The 15,799-nt window shown below is 66.3% G+C and carries 11 protein-coding genes; 5 read left to right on the top strand and 6 right to left on the bottom strand.

Going from position 1 to position 15,799, the window contains the following annotated elements; all coding sequences use genetic code 11:
- Positions 1-2 precede the first annotated feature (2 nt).
- Entirely contained in the window at positions 3-935 is a 933-nt protein-coding gene (locus ACORJG_RS03600) for a hypothetical protein (protein ID WP_427791682.1), read from the bottom strand.
- Between the two features lie 277 nt (positions 936-1,212).
- Here ACORJG_RS03600 and ACORJG_RS03595 point away from each other — a divergent pair, with 277 nt between their 5' ends.
- From ACORJG_RS03595 to ACORJG_RS03575, 5 genes are all read left to right on the top strand, one after another.
- Complete coding sequence (locus ACORJG_RS03595) at positions 1,213-1,704, top strand: RNA polymerase sigma factor (RefSeq protein ID WP_427791681.1); 492 nt, start codon at positions 1,213-1,215, stop codon at positions 1,702-1,704.
- A gap of 101 nt (positions 1,705-1,805) precedes the next feature.
- On the top strand, positions 1,806-2,732 hold the full coding sequence (locus ACORJG_RS03590; protein WP_427791679.1) for a FecR family protein: 927 nt from the start codon (positions 1,806-1,808) through the stop codon (positions 2,730-2,732).
- A gap of 197 nt (positions 2,733-2,929) precedes the next feature.
- On the top strand, positions 2,930-6,433 hold the full coding sequence (locus ACORJG_RS03585; RefSeq protein ID WP_427791677.1) for a TonB-dependent receptor domain-containing protein: 3,504 nt from the start codon (positions 2,930-2,932) through the stop codon (positions 6,431-6,433).
- A gap of 10 nt (positions 6,434-6,443) precedes the next feature.
- A complete protein-coding gene (locus ACORJG_RS03580) occupies positions 6,444-7,046 on the top strand; it encodes a biliverdin-producing heme oxygenase (RefSeq protein WP_427791675.1) in 603 nt (200 codons plus the stop codon).
- A complete protein-coding gene (locus ACORJG_RS03575; RefSeq protein ID WP_427791673.1) occupies positions 7,043-7,786 on the top strand; it encodes an energy transducer TonB in 744 nt (247 codons plus the stop codon). The genes ACORJG_RS03580 and ACORJG_RS03575 overlap by 4 nt, the downstream gene beginning before the upstream one ends.
- A gap of 27 nt (positions 7,787-7,813) precedes the next feature.
- On the opposite strand, the gene ACORJG_RS03570 is transcribed toward ACORJG_RS03575, so the two are convergent.
- From ACORJG_RS03570 to ACORJG_RS03550, 5 genes are all read right to left on the bottom strand, one after another.
- Complete coding sequence (locus tag ACORJG_RS03570; RefSeq protein WP_427791671.1) at positions 7,814-9,109, bottom strand: peptide MFS transporter; 1,296 nt, start codon at positions 9,107-9,109, stop codon at positions 7,814-7,816.
- 100 nt (positions 9,110-9,209) lie between these two features.
- Positions 9,210-11,429 carry a TonB-dependent receptor gene (locus tag ACORJG_RS03565; protein WP_427791669.1) on the bottom strand — a complete coding sequence of 740 codons (2,220 nt, stop codon included), beginning with the start codon at positions 11,427-11,429 and terminating at the stop codon, positions 9,210-9,212.
- A 29-nt stretch (positions 11,430-11,458) separates the two neighbouring features.
- On the bottom strand, positions 11,459-12,439 hold the full coding sequence (locus ACORJG_RS03560; RefSeq protein WP_427791667.1) for a dipeptide epimerase: 981 nt from the start codon (positions 12,437-12,439) through the stop codon (positions 11,459-11,461).
- Positions 12,440-12,588: 149 nt separating this feature from the next.
- A complete protein-coding gene (locus ACORJG_RS03555; RefSeq protein WP_427791665.1) occupies positions 12,589-13,329 on the bottom strand; it encodes a helix-turn-helix domain-containing protein in 741 nt (246 codons plus the stop codon).
- Between the two features lie 10 nt (positions 13,330-13,339).
- A complete protein-coding gene (locus ACORJG_RS03550; protein ID WP_427791664.1) occupies positions 13,340-14,920 on the bottom strand; it encodes a serine hydrolase in 1,581 nt (526 codons plus the stop codon).
- Positions 14,921-15,799 lie beyond the last annotated feature (879 nt).

The following is a 15,799-nucleotide window of genomic DNA, read 5'->3' as shown; positions in this document are numbered from 1 at the left end:
GCTCAGTCGAAGATCGCGGCCAGAGCCTCCGGCCCCGCCCCTTCCTTGACCGTGCGCAGTTCATAATAGAGCGCCCCCACCCCGGCCGAGGCGACCACGCCCGACAGAACATTGATAATCACGCTGGAGACGACATTGACCCACGTGATCGCGCTGCCTTCCATAAAGCTGCCGCCGGTCGCCAGACTGATCCCGCCGACGGCCGCGCCGATGATCCACGACAGGATCACATAGATGACCATCAGGCCGAACACATGCCAGCGATAGCCCCGGGTCAGATCCCGACTGCGCTGCAGGCTTTCGAACACGCCCCTTTTCTCGATAACCACGGCGGGAGCGGCGACGGACCACATAATAGCGACGATGATCCCCGGCACGATAAGCAACAGGAACGCCAGACTGGTCCCGATACCGGCGACAATACTCAGCCCCAGCAGCGGCAGGAACATCCTGACAGCCGTCTCCATCGCTTCGCCAGGCGTCATCGCCTTGCCGTTGAAGCTGTTGACCGCCGTCTTGACCACCATGCCCTGCAGCATGAAGGTCCCCACCAGGTAGAAGAGAAGACCGGCGAAAAAGAGCAGAATGCTCGACACAGCAGAAGTCTCGACCATGCTGGCCTGCCCGAAACCCATCACCAGGCTGGGCACGCCCACCAGTAGGGTCGAGGCGCCGAAGAAGATGGCGGCATTAGCGCGAATGGCCGTAAAAGTTCTCTGGATCACACGGCCCAGATCAAAGGCGCCGCCGCCGCTGGCTGGCGCCGCCGGCGACACTGTCGGACCTGTCGTTCCTCGCAGCACGAAGATTTCCGTCGCCTGACCATCCTGCGGCACGAAATCAACCTTGTCGCCGCGCGCCAAAGGCAATGGCGTCCGCACCTCTGATACGTTGAAAACGTAACGATCAGCGTCATCGCTCAGAACAACGCCCATGCCAGTCGCCTGGTCATATGTCAGAATTTCACCGCGCAAAGCTGATCCCCCTGTTGCCGCTGCTTCCATTTAACGGCGCCATGCCGACTTAGCCATTTATTACTGGCTCAATACAGAACTTACTGCCTGCATAGCAGCGGCGCTCTCGAGATGTTCGGTCGCAAACGCTCCTTGTCGGCTGCTGCAGATACCGCTCGCTAGATAATAATGATTCTCATATAAAGCGCAGCCCTGCCCTCATTGTCTTGTCCGCGTGCCGCCTCCGTCTTCTCGATCCTTGGAACTGTATCAAACGCACAGGCAGGCGCTGATCGACTATGCCTGCGGGATCATCGACGACCGCGCCTGCGCCGAGGATCTGGTTCAGGACGCCTGGATCCGGGTGGAGGCGGTTGAGCGCCTGCGCCCCCTGACCGAGCCGGTCGGGTATCTGTATCGCACCGTGCGCAATCTGGCGCTGGACGTCTATCGCGCGCGCAGGCGCACGGGGCGAAGTTCGGTCGAGGCCCTGATGGATCAGGGCGTTCATCCGGCCGACGACGCGCCCTCGCCCGAGGCGGCGGCGATGGCGCGCTCGGACATGCAGCGCCTGCTGCAGGTGCTGGACGAACTGCCGCCCCGGACCCGGCGCGCCGTCATCCTTTATAAGGTCGAAGGCTTGAAGCTGCGCGATGTGGCCGCGCGGCTGAATATATCCGTCTCGCTGGCGCAGACCCTGGTCGTCGACGGCGTCGAACACTGCGCCTCGCGCCTGTCGCGGAGCCGTTGAGCCATGCCGATGTCGTCGATTTCTGGAAAAACACGCCGCTCGCTCGTTACACGGGCGACGGCTGCGGCCGATCCGAAGCTTGTTCGTGCAGGGAGGCGGACATGACGACGCCGACCGAGCCCGTTTCCGAAACGCCTCTGCGTCAGGCGGTGCAGTGGTCCGTCCGCCTGAATGAAGCGCCCGGCGACGACGGCCTGCGTCTGGCCTTCGAGCGCTGGCTGGACCAGTCGCCCGCCCATGCCGTGGCCTGGGCCGATGCGGGCCATGTTTCGCAGCTTCTGGGGCGGCTGCCTGTCTCGGCGGCGGCGCCCGGACGCAGGCCCGGCGCCCGCATCGCGGCGATCAGCGGCATGGCCGCAGCCCTGCTGGCGCTGGCCGTCATGGCGCCGTCCACGGCGACGCGCTGGGGCGCCGATTACATCACCGGGGCCGGACAGGAAGACAGCGTCACACTGGCCGACGGCAGCGTCGTGCGGCTGGCCCCGCGCAGCGCCATCAAGGTCAGGCTGGACGGCGACCGACGCGACGTGCGCCTGCTGGAAGGCGAGGCCTATTTCGAGGTCGCGCCGGACGCCGACCGCCCCTTCCATGTCGACAGCGGAGAAACGCGCGTCACCGTTCTGGGCACCGGTTTCGACGTCCGCAGGGGAGAGACCGGCGCCGATGTGGCCGTCCGCCACGGACGGGTGCGCGTTCAGCGCCCCGGCGCAGCGCCGATCGTGCTGACGGATGGCGACTGGTCGCGCGCGCGTCGCGGGGGCGAAGAAACCGGCTCCGGCTCGCCTCAGGTCGTCGGCGCCTGGGGGCGCGACCGCCTGACCGCCGTGGATCACCCGGTATCAGAGATGCTGCATGACGCCCGCCGCCACCATACGGGCGCGATCCTGCTGACCAACCGGCGTCTGGCGGAACGCACCGTCACAGGGGTCTATGACATGACCGATCCGGCCGCGGGTCTGGCCGTGATGGTTCAGCCCCTGGGCGGCAGGGTGCGTCGGATCACGCCGTGGCTGATCCTCGTATCCTGATTTCAGGATACTGATTTAAAACACCTAATTCATATGACGGCGTATTTTCCGGTTTATTTCTGGAAAACGCCCCTGCCCGCTCGTTGAGACCCGCAACAGGCATTTGCGAATGATTTGCACATGCCGTTCAGCAGCAGTGGAGTTTCTCAGTGGCTATGGGGCGGAATGCGCGCAATCAGGCGCGCCGGACGGCAGCGATGTCTTTCCTGATGGCGACCGCGGCGTTGACGCCGCTGGCCCTTGCGGCGCCCGCCATGGCCCAGACGACGCAGCAGGCTGCGCGCGTCTATGAGATCCCCGCCCAGCCTCTGTCCGACGCCCTGGTCGTCTTCGCCTCGCAGTCGGGCCTGCAGGTCGCGACCGACGGCGCCGCCCTGCGCGGAGTGCGCAGCCCCGGCGTCCGAGGCGCGCTGACGCCGCGTCAGGCGCTGGACCGCCTGCTGGCCGGAAGCGGCTTCACCTATCGGCTGAACGGCTCGGTCGTCACGCTGGAGCGCGCGCCGCAGGCCGCGCCGGGCGCGATCCAGCTGGGCGCCGTGCGGGTGGAAGGCGCGGGCGCGCCCGCCGCCAGCGGTTCAGGCAACGGCTCGGCCGCCGGATGGGACGGCACGGCCGGTTCGGTCTATGTCACGCCCGGCTCGGTCAGCGTCATCTCGCGCCAGACGCTGGAAGCCTATCCCGGTTCGTCGCCCGCCGATGTTCTGAAGGGCGAAAGCGGCCTGATGTCAGCCGAGGCCCGCAACAGCGGCGGTCTGGACGTCAACATCCGCGGTCTTCAGGGTCAGGGGCGCATCGCCGTCACCGTCGACGGCGCCATGAACGGCACCAGCGTCTATCGGGGCTATCAGGGCGTCAGCAACCGCAACTTCATCGACCCGGACTTCATCAGCTCCATCGCCGTGCAGAAGGGCCCGTCGATGACCGGCGGGATGCCCAGCGGCATCGGCGGCTCGCTGTCCATGACCACCCTGTCGCCCGACGACATCATCGTCGAGGGCGAAACGACGGGCATGAGGCTGAAGCTGTCCCTGTCGGACAACAGCTCGGCCCCGCGCGGGTCCGAAAGCCGCAGTCTGCTGGAGCAGAAGTGGAGTTCCGGCGATCCGCTGGCCATCACCCATCCGGTGAACCGGCCCAATCCGCTGAACCCCGGCGGCGGGTCGGGCAGTCTGGTCTGGGCGCGCAAGGGCGAACGGGTGGACCTGCTGGCGGGCTACGCCTTCCGCCAGTCGGGCAATTACCATGCGGGCGCCCACGGTCGCGGCGCGCCGAAGCGCGCCAGCACGCTCTCGCCCTATTGCGCCAGCGGTGCGCCGGGCAGCGAGCGCCTGCAACATCTGTGCGCCAACGCCGCCGGTTTCTATGAGGGACACGGCATGACCGCCTTCGTCGGCGGTGAGGCGGTGCTGAACACCTCGACCGACACGGAGTCCTGGCTGTTCAAGGCCATCATCCGCCCGGCGCCGGACCACACGCTGGAACTGGGCTACGGCGGCTATCGCAGCGATTTCGGCGAGAACTATCCGTCCGAAGTCTCCCAGACGCTGAGCGTCGTCAAACAGCACTGGCCCCTGTCCAATACGGCGCTGGACCGCTTCACCGCGCGGCACCGCTGGAACCCTGAAAACGACCTGATCGACCTTAAGAGCAACGTCTGGCTGTCGCAGCTGAACGAGACCTCGGCCTCGCTGGCGCAGACCGATCCGTCGTCGCGCGACTTCGACAGCTGGGGTCTGGACATCACCAACAGCTCGCGCCTGTCGACGCCGCTGGGCTGGCTGAACGCCGATTACGGCGCCGCCTATCTGCATGAGAAGGCCGGCCCGTCCGACGGCTGGGTCACCGGCGGCGCCATTCCGCCTGCGCGCGAAGGGGTGCGCGACGAATACACCCTCTTCGCCCAGGCCTCGCTGGAGCCGACCGCGTGGCTGCGTCTGGACGGCGGCCTGCGCTATCAGAGCTATGATCTGGAAGACCGTCAGTCGGGCACCATCTACAACTCGCAGAAGCTGAACCGCAGCGAGGACGCCTTCGGCTTCTCGCTGGGCGCCACGGCCATGCCGATGGACGGGCTGCAGTTGTTCGCCACCTATAAGCAGGCCGCGCGCCTGCCGTCGCTGATGGAGGCGACCAGCGGCTTCTTCATGATGGCCAACCCCGACCTGCACAAGGAAGAGGCCCACAACTGGGAGATCGGCGCCAACTATCTGCGCACCGACCTGTTCGCCGCCGATGACGAACTGGGGCTGAAGCTGGTCTGGTTCGACAACAGCATCGAGGACTACATCGCGCGCCGCTACGTCCGCAAAGTCTTCCAGACCCAGATGTACAACATCGACCGGGCCGAGTTCCGTGGTCTGGAGGCCAACGCCAGCTATCGTCGCGGCGCCACGACCATCGACGCCGGGGTCACCTGGTATGACCACATCGCCTTCTGCCGCCCGAACGAGGGTTGCATCGCCAGTTCGCTGGCTTCGGACTACGGCACCAACTACATTCCGCCGAAGTGGGCGGCGAACCTGAGCGTCAACCGCAACTTCATGAACGACCGGCTGAATCTGGGCGGGCGCCTGGTCTATCGCGACGAGCGGGCCGTGACGTTCGAGCCGACCGAGAGCGGTCTGGCGCCCCTGATCGCCGCCATTCCGTGGAGTTCCTATGTCACCGCAGACGTGACCGGCCGCTATCGCTTCAGCCCGGCGCTGTCGCTGGACTTCAGCATCGAGAACCTGACCGACCAGATGTATGTCGAGCCGCTGAGCCTGGGCATCGTGCCCGCGCCCGGCCGCACCATCCGCATCGGCCTGACCAGCCAGCTGGGCGCAGGCTCCGGCGCCTGGCCGGGCAATTGGTTCAACGGCGCAGACGAAGACACCACCGACTGGACCGGCTTCTACGTCGGCGGCGCCTATGGCTATGGCTTTGGTCAGGAGGACGGTGACATCCACGACCTGAGCGGCGCAAAGGCCGACGGCGGCCGCGTGGACCAGACCTACAAGGGCGTCTCGCCCGGCGTCCATGCCGGTTACAACTGGCAGTTGCCCAATAATCTGGTGCTGGGTCTGGAAGGCGACATCGCCCGCAGCAGCATGGCCGGATGGTCCGGCGTCCTGGTCACCGGCGACGACAGCAACGCCCAGTCCATGCGTCGCGCAGGCCGTCTGGATTCCTCGGTCGAATACGACTGGGACTGGACCGCCGCCGTGCGCGGCAGGGTCGGCTACGCCTTCGGACGCACCCTGGTCTACGGCACGGGCGGCGCGGCCTTCCTGCGCGAAACCCAGACCCGTATGCAGTACCGCTCGGACACGCCCAGCAACCGGGGCAACTCCCATGCGAACGACATGGTCTTCTTCTTCAAGGAAAAGGCCAGCGTGGACCGCACCGGCTGGACGCTGGGCTTCGGGGTCGAGCGCGATCTGGGCCAGGGCTGGTCGATGCGGACGGACTACGCCTATTCCAACTTCGGGTCGCAGGACTTCACCTTTGAACAGGCTCGCGCGGGCGGCGGCCGCAGCACCTCGGTCAGCGAGCTGATGTGGGACCCTGTCACCGGCATGCCGATGCGCGATCCCGTCACCGGCCGCTTCATCTTCAAGGTCACGGAAACGACGGGTTCGACCGAAATCATCAATGGCCGCAAGGCGCGCACCGACGCCGATCTGCACACTCTGCGCATCGGCTTCAGCTATCGCTTCTAAGGAACCGTTCATGACCGAAACCAGCCGCGCCAAACGCCTGAAAAGCGCCAGCCATCAGGTTCACGACAGTCTCGACAAGGCCATCATGGCGGCCGAGCCCTTCGCCGACCGCCAGCGCTACATCCGCTTCCTGCAGGTGCAGCACGCCTTTCACCGCGACATCGCCGCCCTTTATGATGCGGCGGACCTGATCGCTCTGATCCCCGACCTGCCCCGCCGTCGTCGCGAGGCGGATGTGCGGGCCGATCTGGCGGATCTGGGCGCAGTCCCGCTCGAGACGGACAGGCCGCCGCATTTCCGGCCTGAACAGGCGGTCGACATCCCGACCGCCCTGGGCTGGCTCTATGTGGCCGAAGGATCGAACCTGGGCGCCGCCTTCCTGTTGAAGGCGGCGGCGGCGCTGGAGCTGTCGGAAGACTTCGGCGCCCGCCATCTGGCGGCGGCGCCGGAGGGCCGCGCCAACGCCTGGCGCGCCTTCACCGCCCGCCTGGACGCCCCCGCCTTCTCCGCTCAGGACGAGGAGAGGCTGAACGAGGGCGCCAGAGAAGCCTTCCGGCGTGTGCGCGGCCTTGTCGACCGCGCCTTCTATACAGACGATCCCGCTGCGGCATGACCATGGCGCTCGATCAGAGAGCCGCCCTGACCTCGACCCCCGCCCCGCACGGGCGGGCGTCGGGGCAGGCGATGCGGCGCAAGACACTGGCGACGACGGCGGCGCTGATCCTGCACGCGGCGCCCCTGCTGCTTCTGTTACGTCCGATGACGCTTCCGGCTCCGCCGGTAGAATATGACGCCATGACGGTCGAACTGATCCGCATGGATGCAGCGCCGCCCCGACCGCCCTCCGAGCGCACGCCCGGAAAGGAACAGGTCCGCAGCGCCCAGTCGCAGACGCGCCCGCCGGACATCGTCCGCCGCGTGGCGATCGCCGAAGCCGCAGAGTCGCTACCCGCGCCAACGCCCCTGCCTGTTCAGGTCGCAGCCCCGTCGCCCCAGCCGCCGGCCCCCGCGACCACCGCCCCCCCCGCGCAGGTCGCGCCCGCCGCCGCTCAGGCCTCCAGCGCCCCGCGCGAATGGCGCGCGCGCCTGCTGGCCCACCTCGACCAGAACAAACGCTATCCCGCCATCGCCGAGCGCCAGCGTCAGGAAGGCGTCGTCCATATCCGCTTCACCATGGACCGCGCCGGGCGGGTGCTGTCGTCATCCATCACGCGCGGATCGGGCCGTCCTATGCTGGACCGCGAGGCGCTGGCCATGCTGCAACGCGCCCAGCCCCTGCCCCTGCCTCCCGCCGACGAACCCGGCGAGGTGATAGAGATCGCCACCCACGTCGACTTCTTCACGCGTCGCTAATGCAATGAAAGCGGTTCTGGACGGCCTTCATTCCGGCGCTTGGGACAGACGATCGGCCTTTTCAAGCGCGCGGAACGGACGCGCCAGCAGGATCAGGCACAGGCAGGACAGGCAGGCCACCGCCGCCATCAGGGCGAAATAGGCGCTGGGCGCCATGGCGCTCCAGGCCGTGCCGATGGCGCCCGCCGACAGATTCCCGGCGAAAGCCGCCAGATACCAGGCCGCGATCATGGTGGCCGCCATATGGGCCGGGGCCAGACGACCGAACAGACCCAGCCCGACCGGCAGGATAAACAGTTCGCCGCTGGTCATCACGAAGAAGAAGGCCGCCAGCCACAGCCAGTGCACCGGCCCCTGCCCGGCCAGCGCCGCGACGATGGCCAGACCCAGGAAGGAGCTGGCCACCATGGCCGCGCCGATGGCCATGCGGCCCACCGATGACGCGCCCTTGCCCTTGCGCGCAGCGCGATCCCATGCCGTCACCAGGATCGGCGTCAGCACGAAGACCAACAGCGGGTTGATCGACTGGAACCAGGTCATCGGGATGGTCCAGCCGCCGATGGCGCGATCCACGTCGCTGCCGATCCACAGGGCCAGGGTGTTGCCGACCTGCTCATAGGCGGTGCGGAAGACCACCACCGCAAGGATCACCCCGCCGAACAGCCACATCGACGACCGCGACAGACCCTCGGCCTTGACGGCCTTGGCTTCCTGACGCGCCGCGCGCGACGGATCCGGCGGCAGATAGCGGCCCCCGGCCAGATAGATGGCCAGCCCCGCCGCCATGCCGACGCCCGCCACGGCGAAGCCCCAGTGCCAGCCGTAGATCTCGCCGATGGCGCCGCAGGCGATCGGCGCCATGAAGGCCCCCAGGTTCACGCCCATATAATAGATGTTGTAGGCGCTGCCCCGGCGCGGATCGTCCGGCCTGTACAGCCCCGCCACCTGCCCCGGCAGATTGGGCAGGAACAGTCCGTTGCCGATCGCGATCACCGCCAGCGCCGGATAGAACAGGCTCTCGGACGCCATCATGAAATGGCCCAGGATCATAATCGCCGCGCCATAGGTGACCGAGCGCCTGCGCCCCAGCCAGCGATCCGCCAGCATCCCGCCGAAGATGGGCGTCAGATAGATGACGGCGGTATAGAGTCCATAGATGATCGAGGCCCGTCCCTGCTCGATCAGCAGAGTGGTGGTCATGTAATAAACCAGCAGGGCGCGCATCCCGTAGAAGGAGAATTTCTCCCACATCTCGGTCAGGAACAGGACAGCCAGCCCGCGCGGCTGGCCCAGGAAACTCTTCTCGCTGACGGCGATGCTCATGCTGTTCTGCTCTCCCCCGCGCAGACCGCGTTCCTGACGGCGTTACGGCCCCCGTTCCGCAAGGAACAGGGGCCGCAGACGATCCGGGTCAGATTCTGTCTCAGAAATAGGCCTGTATCGTGAAGCCGATGGTGCGCGGCTGGACCGTGATCCAGCTTTCCGGCGCCGACAGCCCTGCCGGGCTGGCCTGAACCAGACCATCGTCGTCGAACAGGTTGCGGACAAAGACCGACGCCTCGATCGGCCGTCCCGGCAGGCGAACGCCCGCCGCCAGATTGACCATGTGATAGTCGCCATACGACCGGTTCAGCGCGTGCCCCGTATCGAAGCGCGTGTTCATCTTGCCGGTGTAGCTGTAGTCGATGCGGGCATAGGCGTCCTGAGACTCGAACACGGTGAAGGCCTGACGCGCGCCGGCGCTGACCTGTTCGCGCGCCACGCCGGGCACATGGTCGCCATCCTTCCACGGCGAGAACATCACGTCTTCGGTCAGGGCCGAATCCGTCAGCCCCAGCGTGCCATAGACATCCAGCGTCTCGTTCAGGGCGAAGCGGGCCTCGATCTCCGTGCCGATGCTGCGCGCCTTGCCCGCATTGGTGCGGAACGAGAAGGAGCAGGACGGCAGGCTCATCGTCGTCTGGATGTCGCTCCAGTCGATGTAATAGACGCTGGCGTTCAGCGTCAGGCGCCGGTCCATGAAGCGGTTCTTCGAGCCGACCTCATAGTTCCACACCGAGTCCGAACCAAAGCTGCCCGGCGTCTCGGTCAGGCCCAGCGTGTCCAGATCGGCGCGGCACAGATCGGCCGGAACTGTGGTGTTCACCCCGCCCAGACGAAAGCCCTTGGACGCCTGGACATAGATCATGTTCTCCGGCGTGGCGTCGAACGACAGGTTGAACTTGGGCGTGAAACCATCCTCGGAGAAGTCGCCCTTATAGCGGTCCGACCCGCCGTTCAGCAGGCCCGCCGAGAAGGTTTCATACTTCTCGCTAAAGTCGAAATAGCGCAGGCCGGCCGTCGCCGTCAGACGCGGCGTGATCTTGTAGGACAGCTCGCCGAACAGGGCCTTCTGCTTCTGGCGGATATTCTGGAAGCCGTAGAAGACCTGATCGGGGACCAGCGCCCCATAGTCCGATGACGGCGCCCCGGTATAGGCGTCGACGCCGGGCGCGATGGCGTCCTGCGTATAGTCGCGCTTGCGGTCCTGATAGAAGACGCCCGCGATATAGTTCAGCCGCCCCTCGCCGCTGGAGGCGATGCGGATCTCCTGCGAAAAGTCCTTGATCTCGGTCGTATCGATCAGGGGCGACAGGGAATCCATTCCCACCGCCGCCTTGATCAGCAGTTCGAGGCTGCTGCGGTTCGTGTTCTTCTTGTCCAGATAGGAGGTCGATGAGCTGACCGAGGCCCAGCCCAGGTCATAGTCCAGCGTGGCGTTGTAAATGTTGATCCGGTCGTTCAGCCCGTCAAAGACACGGAAGCTGCGCTGATACGGCCCCGACTGGCTGGAGCGCGAGCCCGTCTCGAGGTCGTGATACATATAGGTCAGGTTGGCGCGCAGATCCGGCATCAGCTGGGCGCCCAGCTGCAGGCGCGCACCCGTCGTCGTGGCGTCGTTCTGGTTCTTCTCGCCGGTGGCGATGTTGTCGATATAGCCGCCCTGATAGGTGTGATAGGCGACCGCGCGCAGGGCCACGGCGTCCGTCACCAGCGGCAGATTGACCATGCCCTTGGCGCTGTAGTTCGCCTCGCCGTGGCGGGTGTGCGAGGCCGAGCCCTCGACCGAGGCGGAGAAGTCGCTCAGGTCCGGCTTGTTGGTGATGATGCGGATGGCGCCGCCCATGGCGCCCGAACCGTACAGCGTCCCCTGCGGCCCGCGCAGCACCTCGACCCGCGACAGGTCATAAAGGCCCAGATCAGGGTTGAAGCCGTTCACCGAGATCGGCGTCTCGTCGATGTAGACGCCGACCGTCTCCTTGTTCTGCGGCTCGTCGTTGCGCACGCCGCCGGTCGAGACGCCGCGCAGGGCGATGGTCGACAGACCCGGCCCTTGCGACACCATCGACAGGCTGGGCACGGACGCCACCATGTCCGCCAGACCGTTCTTGCCCGTCTCCATGATCTCGGCGCTGGACAGGGCGGCGATGGAGTTCGCCACGTCCTGAAGGTTCTGCGACCGCTTCTGCGCCGTCACCACGATGTCGCCGACGGACGTCGCCTGCTCCGTCTGTGCCAGCGACGGCGTCGCTCCCAGCGTCGCCCCAAGGGCCAGCGCCAGAGCCATCAAACTGGCGCCTGCATAAGTCGTCTTGCCGTTCATCCGGTTTATCCCTCCCTGGACGATCATCTTCAGCCCCACACCTCGCGGCCGAAGCCGATCAGGCGCCGCCCGTCGTGCCGCACGGCGGCGTCGGCGGGGTTCTTCAGCAACAGCATCACGTCCAGATCGACGACCTCGCACAGGGCGCCGATGACATAGGCGGGCGCCATGGCCAGACCCGACCCCATCATGCAGCCGACCATCAGCTTCATGCCGCGCGCCTGAGCGGCCTCGGCCAGCGCCAGCGCCTCGGTCAGGCCTCCGGTCTTGTCCAGCTTCATGTTGGCCCAGGCGTATCGGCCCTGAATCCGGTCCAGATCGGCCCGGTCCTGACAGGATTCATCGGCGCACAGCGGCACGGCGCCGACATAGCCGTCCAACTGCTCGTCCTGCCCCTGCGGCAGCGGCTGCTCGATCATGAAGACGCCCAGCGCGGCCAGCTCGGGCGCAAAGGCGTTCAACTGTTCCAGCGTCCAGCCGCCGTTGACGTCGACGAACAGGCGAGTGTCCGGCAGGACATCGCGCACCGCACGCACGCAGGCCATGTCGTCCGGCCCGCCCAGCTTCAGCTTGATCATGCCCGCATCGCGCAGCGTCCCGGCCAGACGCGCGGTTTCCTGCGGCGTTTCGATGCCGATGGTGATGTCGGACGCCAGCGTGGCGACAGCCGCCACCCCGGTCAGATCCCAGATCGAACGCCCGGTTCGCTTGGCCTCATGATCCCACAGGGCGCAGTCCAGCGCATTGCGTGCCGGTCCGGCCGGCAGACGCGTCTGCAGCCCTGCTCGGTCCAGCCGCCCGGCTTCGATATCAGGCGCGACCTCGGCGATCGTCTCCAGAACGGCCTCGGCGGTGTGGCCGAAGACGGGCATCGGACAGGCCTCGCCCCGGCCGGTGACGCCATCGCCCTGAACGGCGACCTCCACCACGTCCATGCCGGAAATTTCACCGAAAGACACACGAAACGGCGTCGTCAGTTCCAGACGACGCTTCAAGGCTGTGAGCTTCACGACCCCTCCCCGGATACGTTTGCACTCTCAGCAATATTCGTAAAATTTGGCGCAGAGCAAGAGCAAATATTGCAATATTTGCATTATCGAAAAGCGCGCACGCAAGACTCGACCTCAAGGCCGGAATCGCGCCTGCGCCCTCCTCCCGGTCAGTCGACGTCCGACGATGCCTGCTCTTCAGCGTTCAGGGCGCCCCAGGCCTCACGGTCGAAGCCGCCGCTCTCAAAGGCGTCCTGGCCCCGGCGCGCGCCGTGATAATAGGTCACAAAAGCTTCAGCCGGTCCGTTCACCGCCACCACGCTGTGCCAGACCGAGGCGTCCATGTGCATGACGTCGCCCTCTTCCAGCAGCAGCGGCTCGCGCCCCTGCACATAGGCCATGGCCGTACCGCGCACGATGTAGACGGTCTTCTCGCCCGGGTGGCGGATGAACTCGGAGTCCCAGACGCTGACCGGCTCGAACTGGACATAGGCGCAGTCCAGCGCCCGCGCCTCGTCGGCGCCGAACATGTAATGGACGCGGGCGTCCTTGAACCGTTGCGGCCGCCGGTCCAGCGCCCGGTCGATCCGCAGACCGCCCGGCGCCGCCCAGCTTTCCAGAGGCGAGCCGACGCCCCGACCGGGGGCGCCCTCCCCCGCCGCTGCGTCCGGCAGGGCCTCGCCCAGCAGGCGCTCGACCGGCACGTCCAGCGCCTTGGCCAGCAGGTGCATCTTGTCCAGCGTCAGGCGCAGCCGCGTGTTCTCGATACGCGACAGGGACGAAGCCGGAATGCCTGTCAGCTGCGCCAGCTGTTCCAGCGTCAGCTTGCGGCTCTTGCGGATGCGGCGCACGGCAGCGCCGCCCATGGCGGCTTCATCGTCTTGAACAGGCGGGACGTAGGGGCGCGTCATCCCCCGTCCCTTAAGGCTGCTCCTTCTGCCTGACCAGACGAAGGTCTCTGAAATTATACGAGGGGTCCGTGCGCGGCGACACCGGCGCCATCTCGATGCTGCTGACCTCGCCCACCGGATTCACCCGGAAGTTCACATAGGCGTCAGCGTTCAGCCCCCGATCGCGCCATGCGGCGATGAAGCGGTCGCCGTCGATATGGCGCAGCCGCCCGGTCATGGCGTCAGAGCCCAGATCCATGATCAGCCCCTGATCGTCCGCCCGCACCTCGACCGCGCCGAACCAGGCGTCGTCATAGCGGCCGACGTACTGCGCCAGCGGCAGGGCCGGGCGCGCCGCCTGATCCGTCGCCGGGCCGTTTCCGGCGCCGGCCACCTCGGCCTGTGCGGCGCGAACCGCCGCCATCTCGGCCCGGCCCTGATCGGCGATCGCGCGCACAGGGTTGGCGCTGAACTTCAGCGCCGCCAGTTGCTGGGCGATGGCGCGGGCGGCGCCGCTGGTCTTGTTGGTCATGACCATGACGCCGAAGCCGTCATCCGGATAAAGGCTCAGATAGCTGACCATCCCCGGCAGGCCGCCGCCGTGCTGGACCTCGCGATGGCCGAAGTTGTCCTGAACCGTCCAGCCCAGGGCATAGGCGCTGAACGTCGTTCCCGGCTGATAGGGCGAGGCCTGACGGTTCACCGGCATCAGGGTGACCGGGCTGTAAAGCTCGGCCCGGCGCACGGCGTCCAGTTCCGGTCCCTTCGACGGGTCCAGATTGAAGGCCATCCACTGCGCCATGCCGCGCGCATTGCAGAAGATGCCCCCTGCCGGGAGGGTGATGGCCGGCATGGGGAAGTCGACGATCTCCAGCTTGCCGTCCGAATAGTCGTGAGCAATGGCGCGGTTGGCGTCCGGGCCCAGCTGGCGCTCGTCCGGCACGCAGGTCTTCATGTCCAGACGGGTCAGGAAACGGGCCTGCACCTCGTCCTGCCACGACCGTCCGGTCACCCGTTTGATCAGGTCTCCGGCGACGATGTAGAGCAGGTTGTCATAGGCGTATTCCGTGCGGAAACTCGACTTCGGCTCCAGATTGGCCAGGGCGTGATAGATGGACGGCAGATTGGCCTTGCTGTCGTTCAGCATGACCAGATCCCCCGCATAGGGCGGCAGGCCCGCACGGTGGGTGACCATGTCCCGGATGGTGAACTCGCGCGTCACCCACGGATCCGACAGACGGAATTCCGGCAGGTGGTTGATCAGCGGATCGTCCCAGTCCAGCCGCCCCTCCTGCTCCAGCAGGGCGATCGTCGTGGTGGTGAAAGCCTTGGAAATCGAGCCGATGCCGAACAGTGTGTCGGCCGTCACCGGCGTCGGGCTGCGGTGATCGACGACGCCATAGCCCTTCAGATAGGTCGCCTGCCCCGGCTGGATCACGGCGATGGCGAGTCCCGGCACCTCGAACGACGCACGCGCCGCCTCGACCACCTCATCGATCTGCCGCTCGGTCAGCCGACGGCCGTTGTCCGCCGCCTGCGCCGTGGCGGCGACGCTGACCATACAGGCGGCGACCGCCAGAACAGCGCCGTGGTTCAGTATGCGTGACATCATGATCGCCTCTCCCTTGCCGCGACCCTGATCAGTTTTTGCATTTTCTGCAATATCAATCTTGAGGGTAGGTCAGACGAAGCGTCTGCCCCATCTTCCAGACAACCGACATGACGCCTTCATCTTCCCCGCAGGCGGCCCGATGATCGGTTGAGAGGCGACATAACGATCAGGGTCGACGCCGCACAAATGGAGACCGCCGCCAATTCCTCCCTGACTTGGCTCGAAGCCGACTGCCGAAAGGCCATGGGCCATCAGCCCTCTCTTCTGGCCGGCATTCTCCACACCTATCGTATTCACAGCGAGGAAGACGCATCAGGTGAGAGAATTAGGGGGGTTGCGAACGATCGCCCCCGTACAAGCCGAGGCCGTCCTCGATATCTATCGCTGCTATAGCGCCGGCGCTTCGCACCGAGCCGTCGCCACCCTGGAGGCCGCCGATGGAACGCGTCGACCATCAACGGAAATGCTGAACGCGGCACGGACGAACTGAAGACGATCAGCGCGCCGCTGAAGACCCTCCGCAGCGAGATCCAGGTCCGACTGGCGGCCGACGCCGCGCCATCGGTGATCCAGCTTCACCCCGGCGCCGCCGACGCCTATCGGACAGCTGGCGGAAAACCTGCACCAGGCCATCGAGGGCGACGCCGGCGAAGATCTGCGCGCGGAACTGTGCAAGCTGATCCAGCGCGTGGACTTCATTCCGCTGGAGGGTCTGGGCAAGTTCGACCTGCGGGTGCACGGCAGCCTCGCCGTCCTGCTCGGCTTGGGGGGCGCCCAGAAATCAAAAAACCCCACGGCTGAGAGCCATGGGGTTTCTGTAGATCAGAGCCTCACGTCCGGGTGTGAGGTAATGCTGGGTGCGGGAGCAGGATTTGGACG

Source organism: Brevundimonas diminuta (assembly GCF_050310045.1).
GTDB lineage: Bacteria > Pseudomonadota > Alphaproteobacteria > Caulobacterales > Caulobacteraceae > Brevundimonas > Brevundimonas diminuta_F.
Note: the sequence above shows the minus strand (reverse complement) of the source record. Positions and strands in the feature narration are given on the sequence as shown.

Bases quoted from the DNA above. Each gene is read 5' to 3' on its own strand.
- ACORJG_RS03600 (WP_427791682.1), bottom strand. From the start codon at position 935: ATGGGCGTTGTTCTGAGCGATGACGCTGATCGTTACGTTTTCAACGTA.
- ACORJG_RS03590 (WP_427791679.1), top strand. From the start codon at position 1,806: ATGACGACGCCGACCGAGCCCGTTTCCGAAACGCCTCTGCGTCAGGCG.
- ACORJG_RS03585 (WP_427791677.1), top strand. From the start codon at position 2,930: ATGTCTTTCCTGATGGCGACCGCGGCGTTGACGCCGCTGGCCCTTGCG.
- ACORJG_RS03580 (WP_427791675.1), top strand. From the start codon at position 6,444: ATGACCGAAACCAGCCGCGCCAAACGCCTGAAAAGCGCCAGCCATCAG.
- ACORJG_RS03575 (WP_427791673.1), top strand. From the start codon at position 7,043: ATGACCATGGCGCTCGATCAGAGAGCCGCCCTGACCTCGACCCCCGCC.
- ACORJG_RS03570 (WP_427791671.1), bottom strand. From the start codon at position 9,109: ATGAGCATCGCCGTCAGCGAGAAGAGTTTCCTGGGCCAGCCGCGCGGG.
- ACORJG_RS03565 (WP_427791669.1), bottom strand. From the start codon at position 11,429: ATGAACGGCAAGACGACTTATGCAGGCGCCAGTTTGATGGCTCTGGCG.
- ACORJG_RS03555 (WP_427791665.1), bottom strand. From the start codon at position 13,329: ATGACGCGCCCCTACGTCCCGCCTGTTCAAGACGATGAAGCCGCCATG.
- ACORJG_RS03550 (WP_427791664.1), bottom strand. From the start codon at position 14,920: ATGATGTCACGCATACTGAACCACGGCGCTGTTCTGGCGGTCGCCGCC.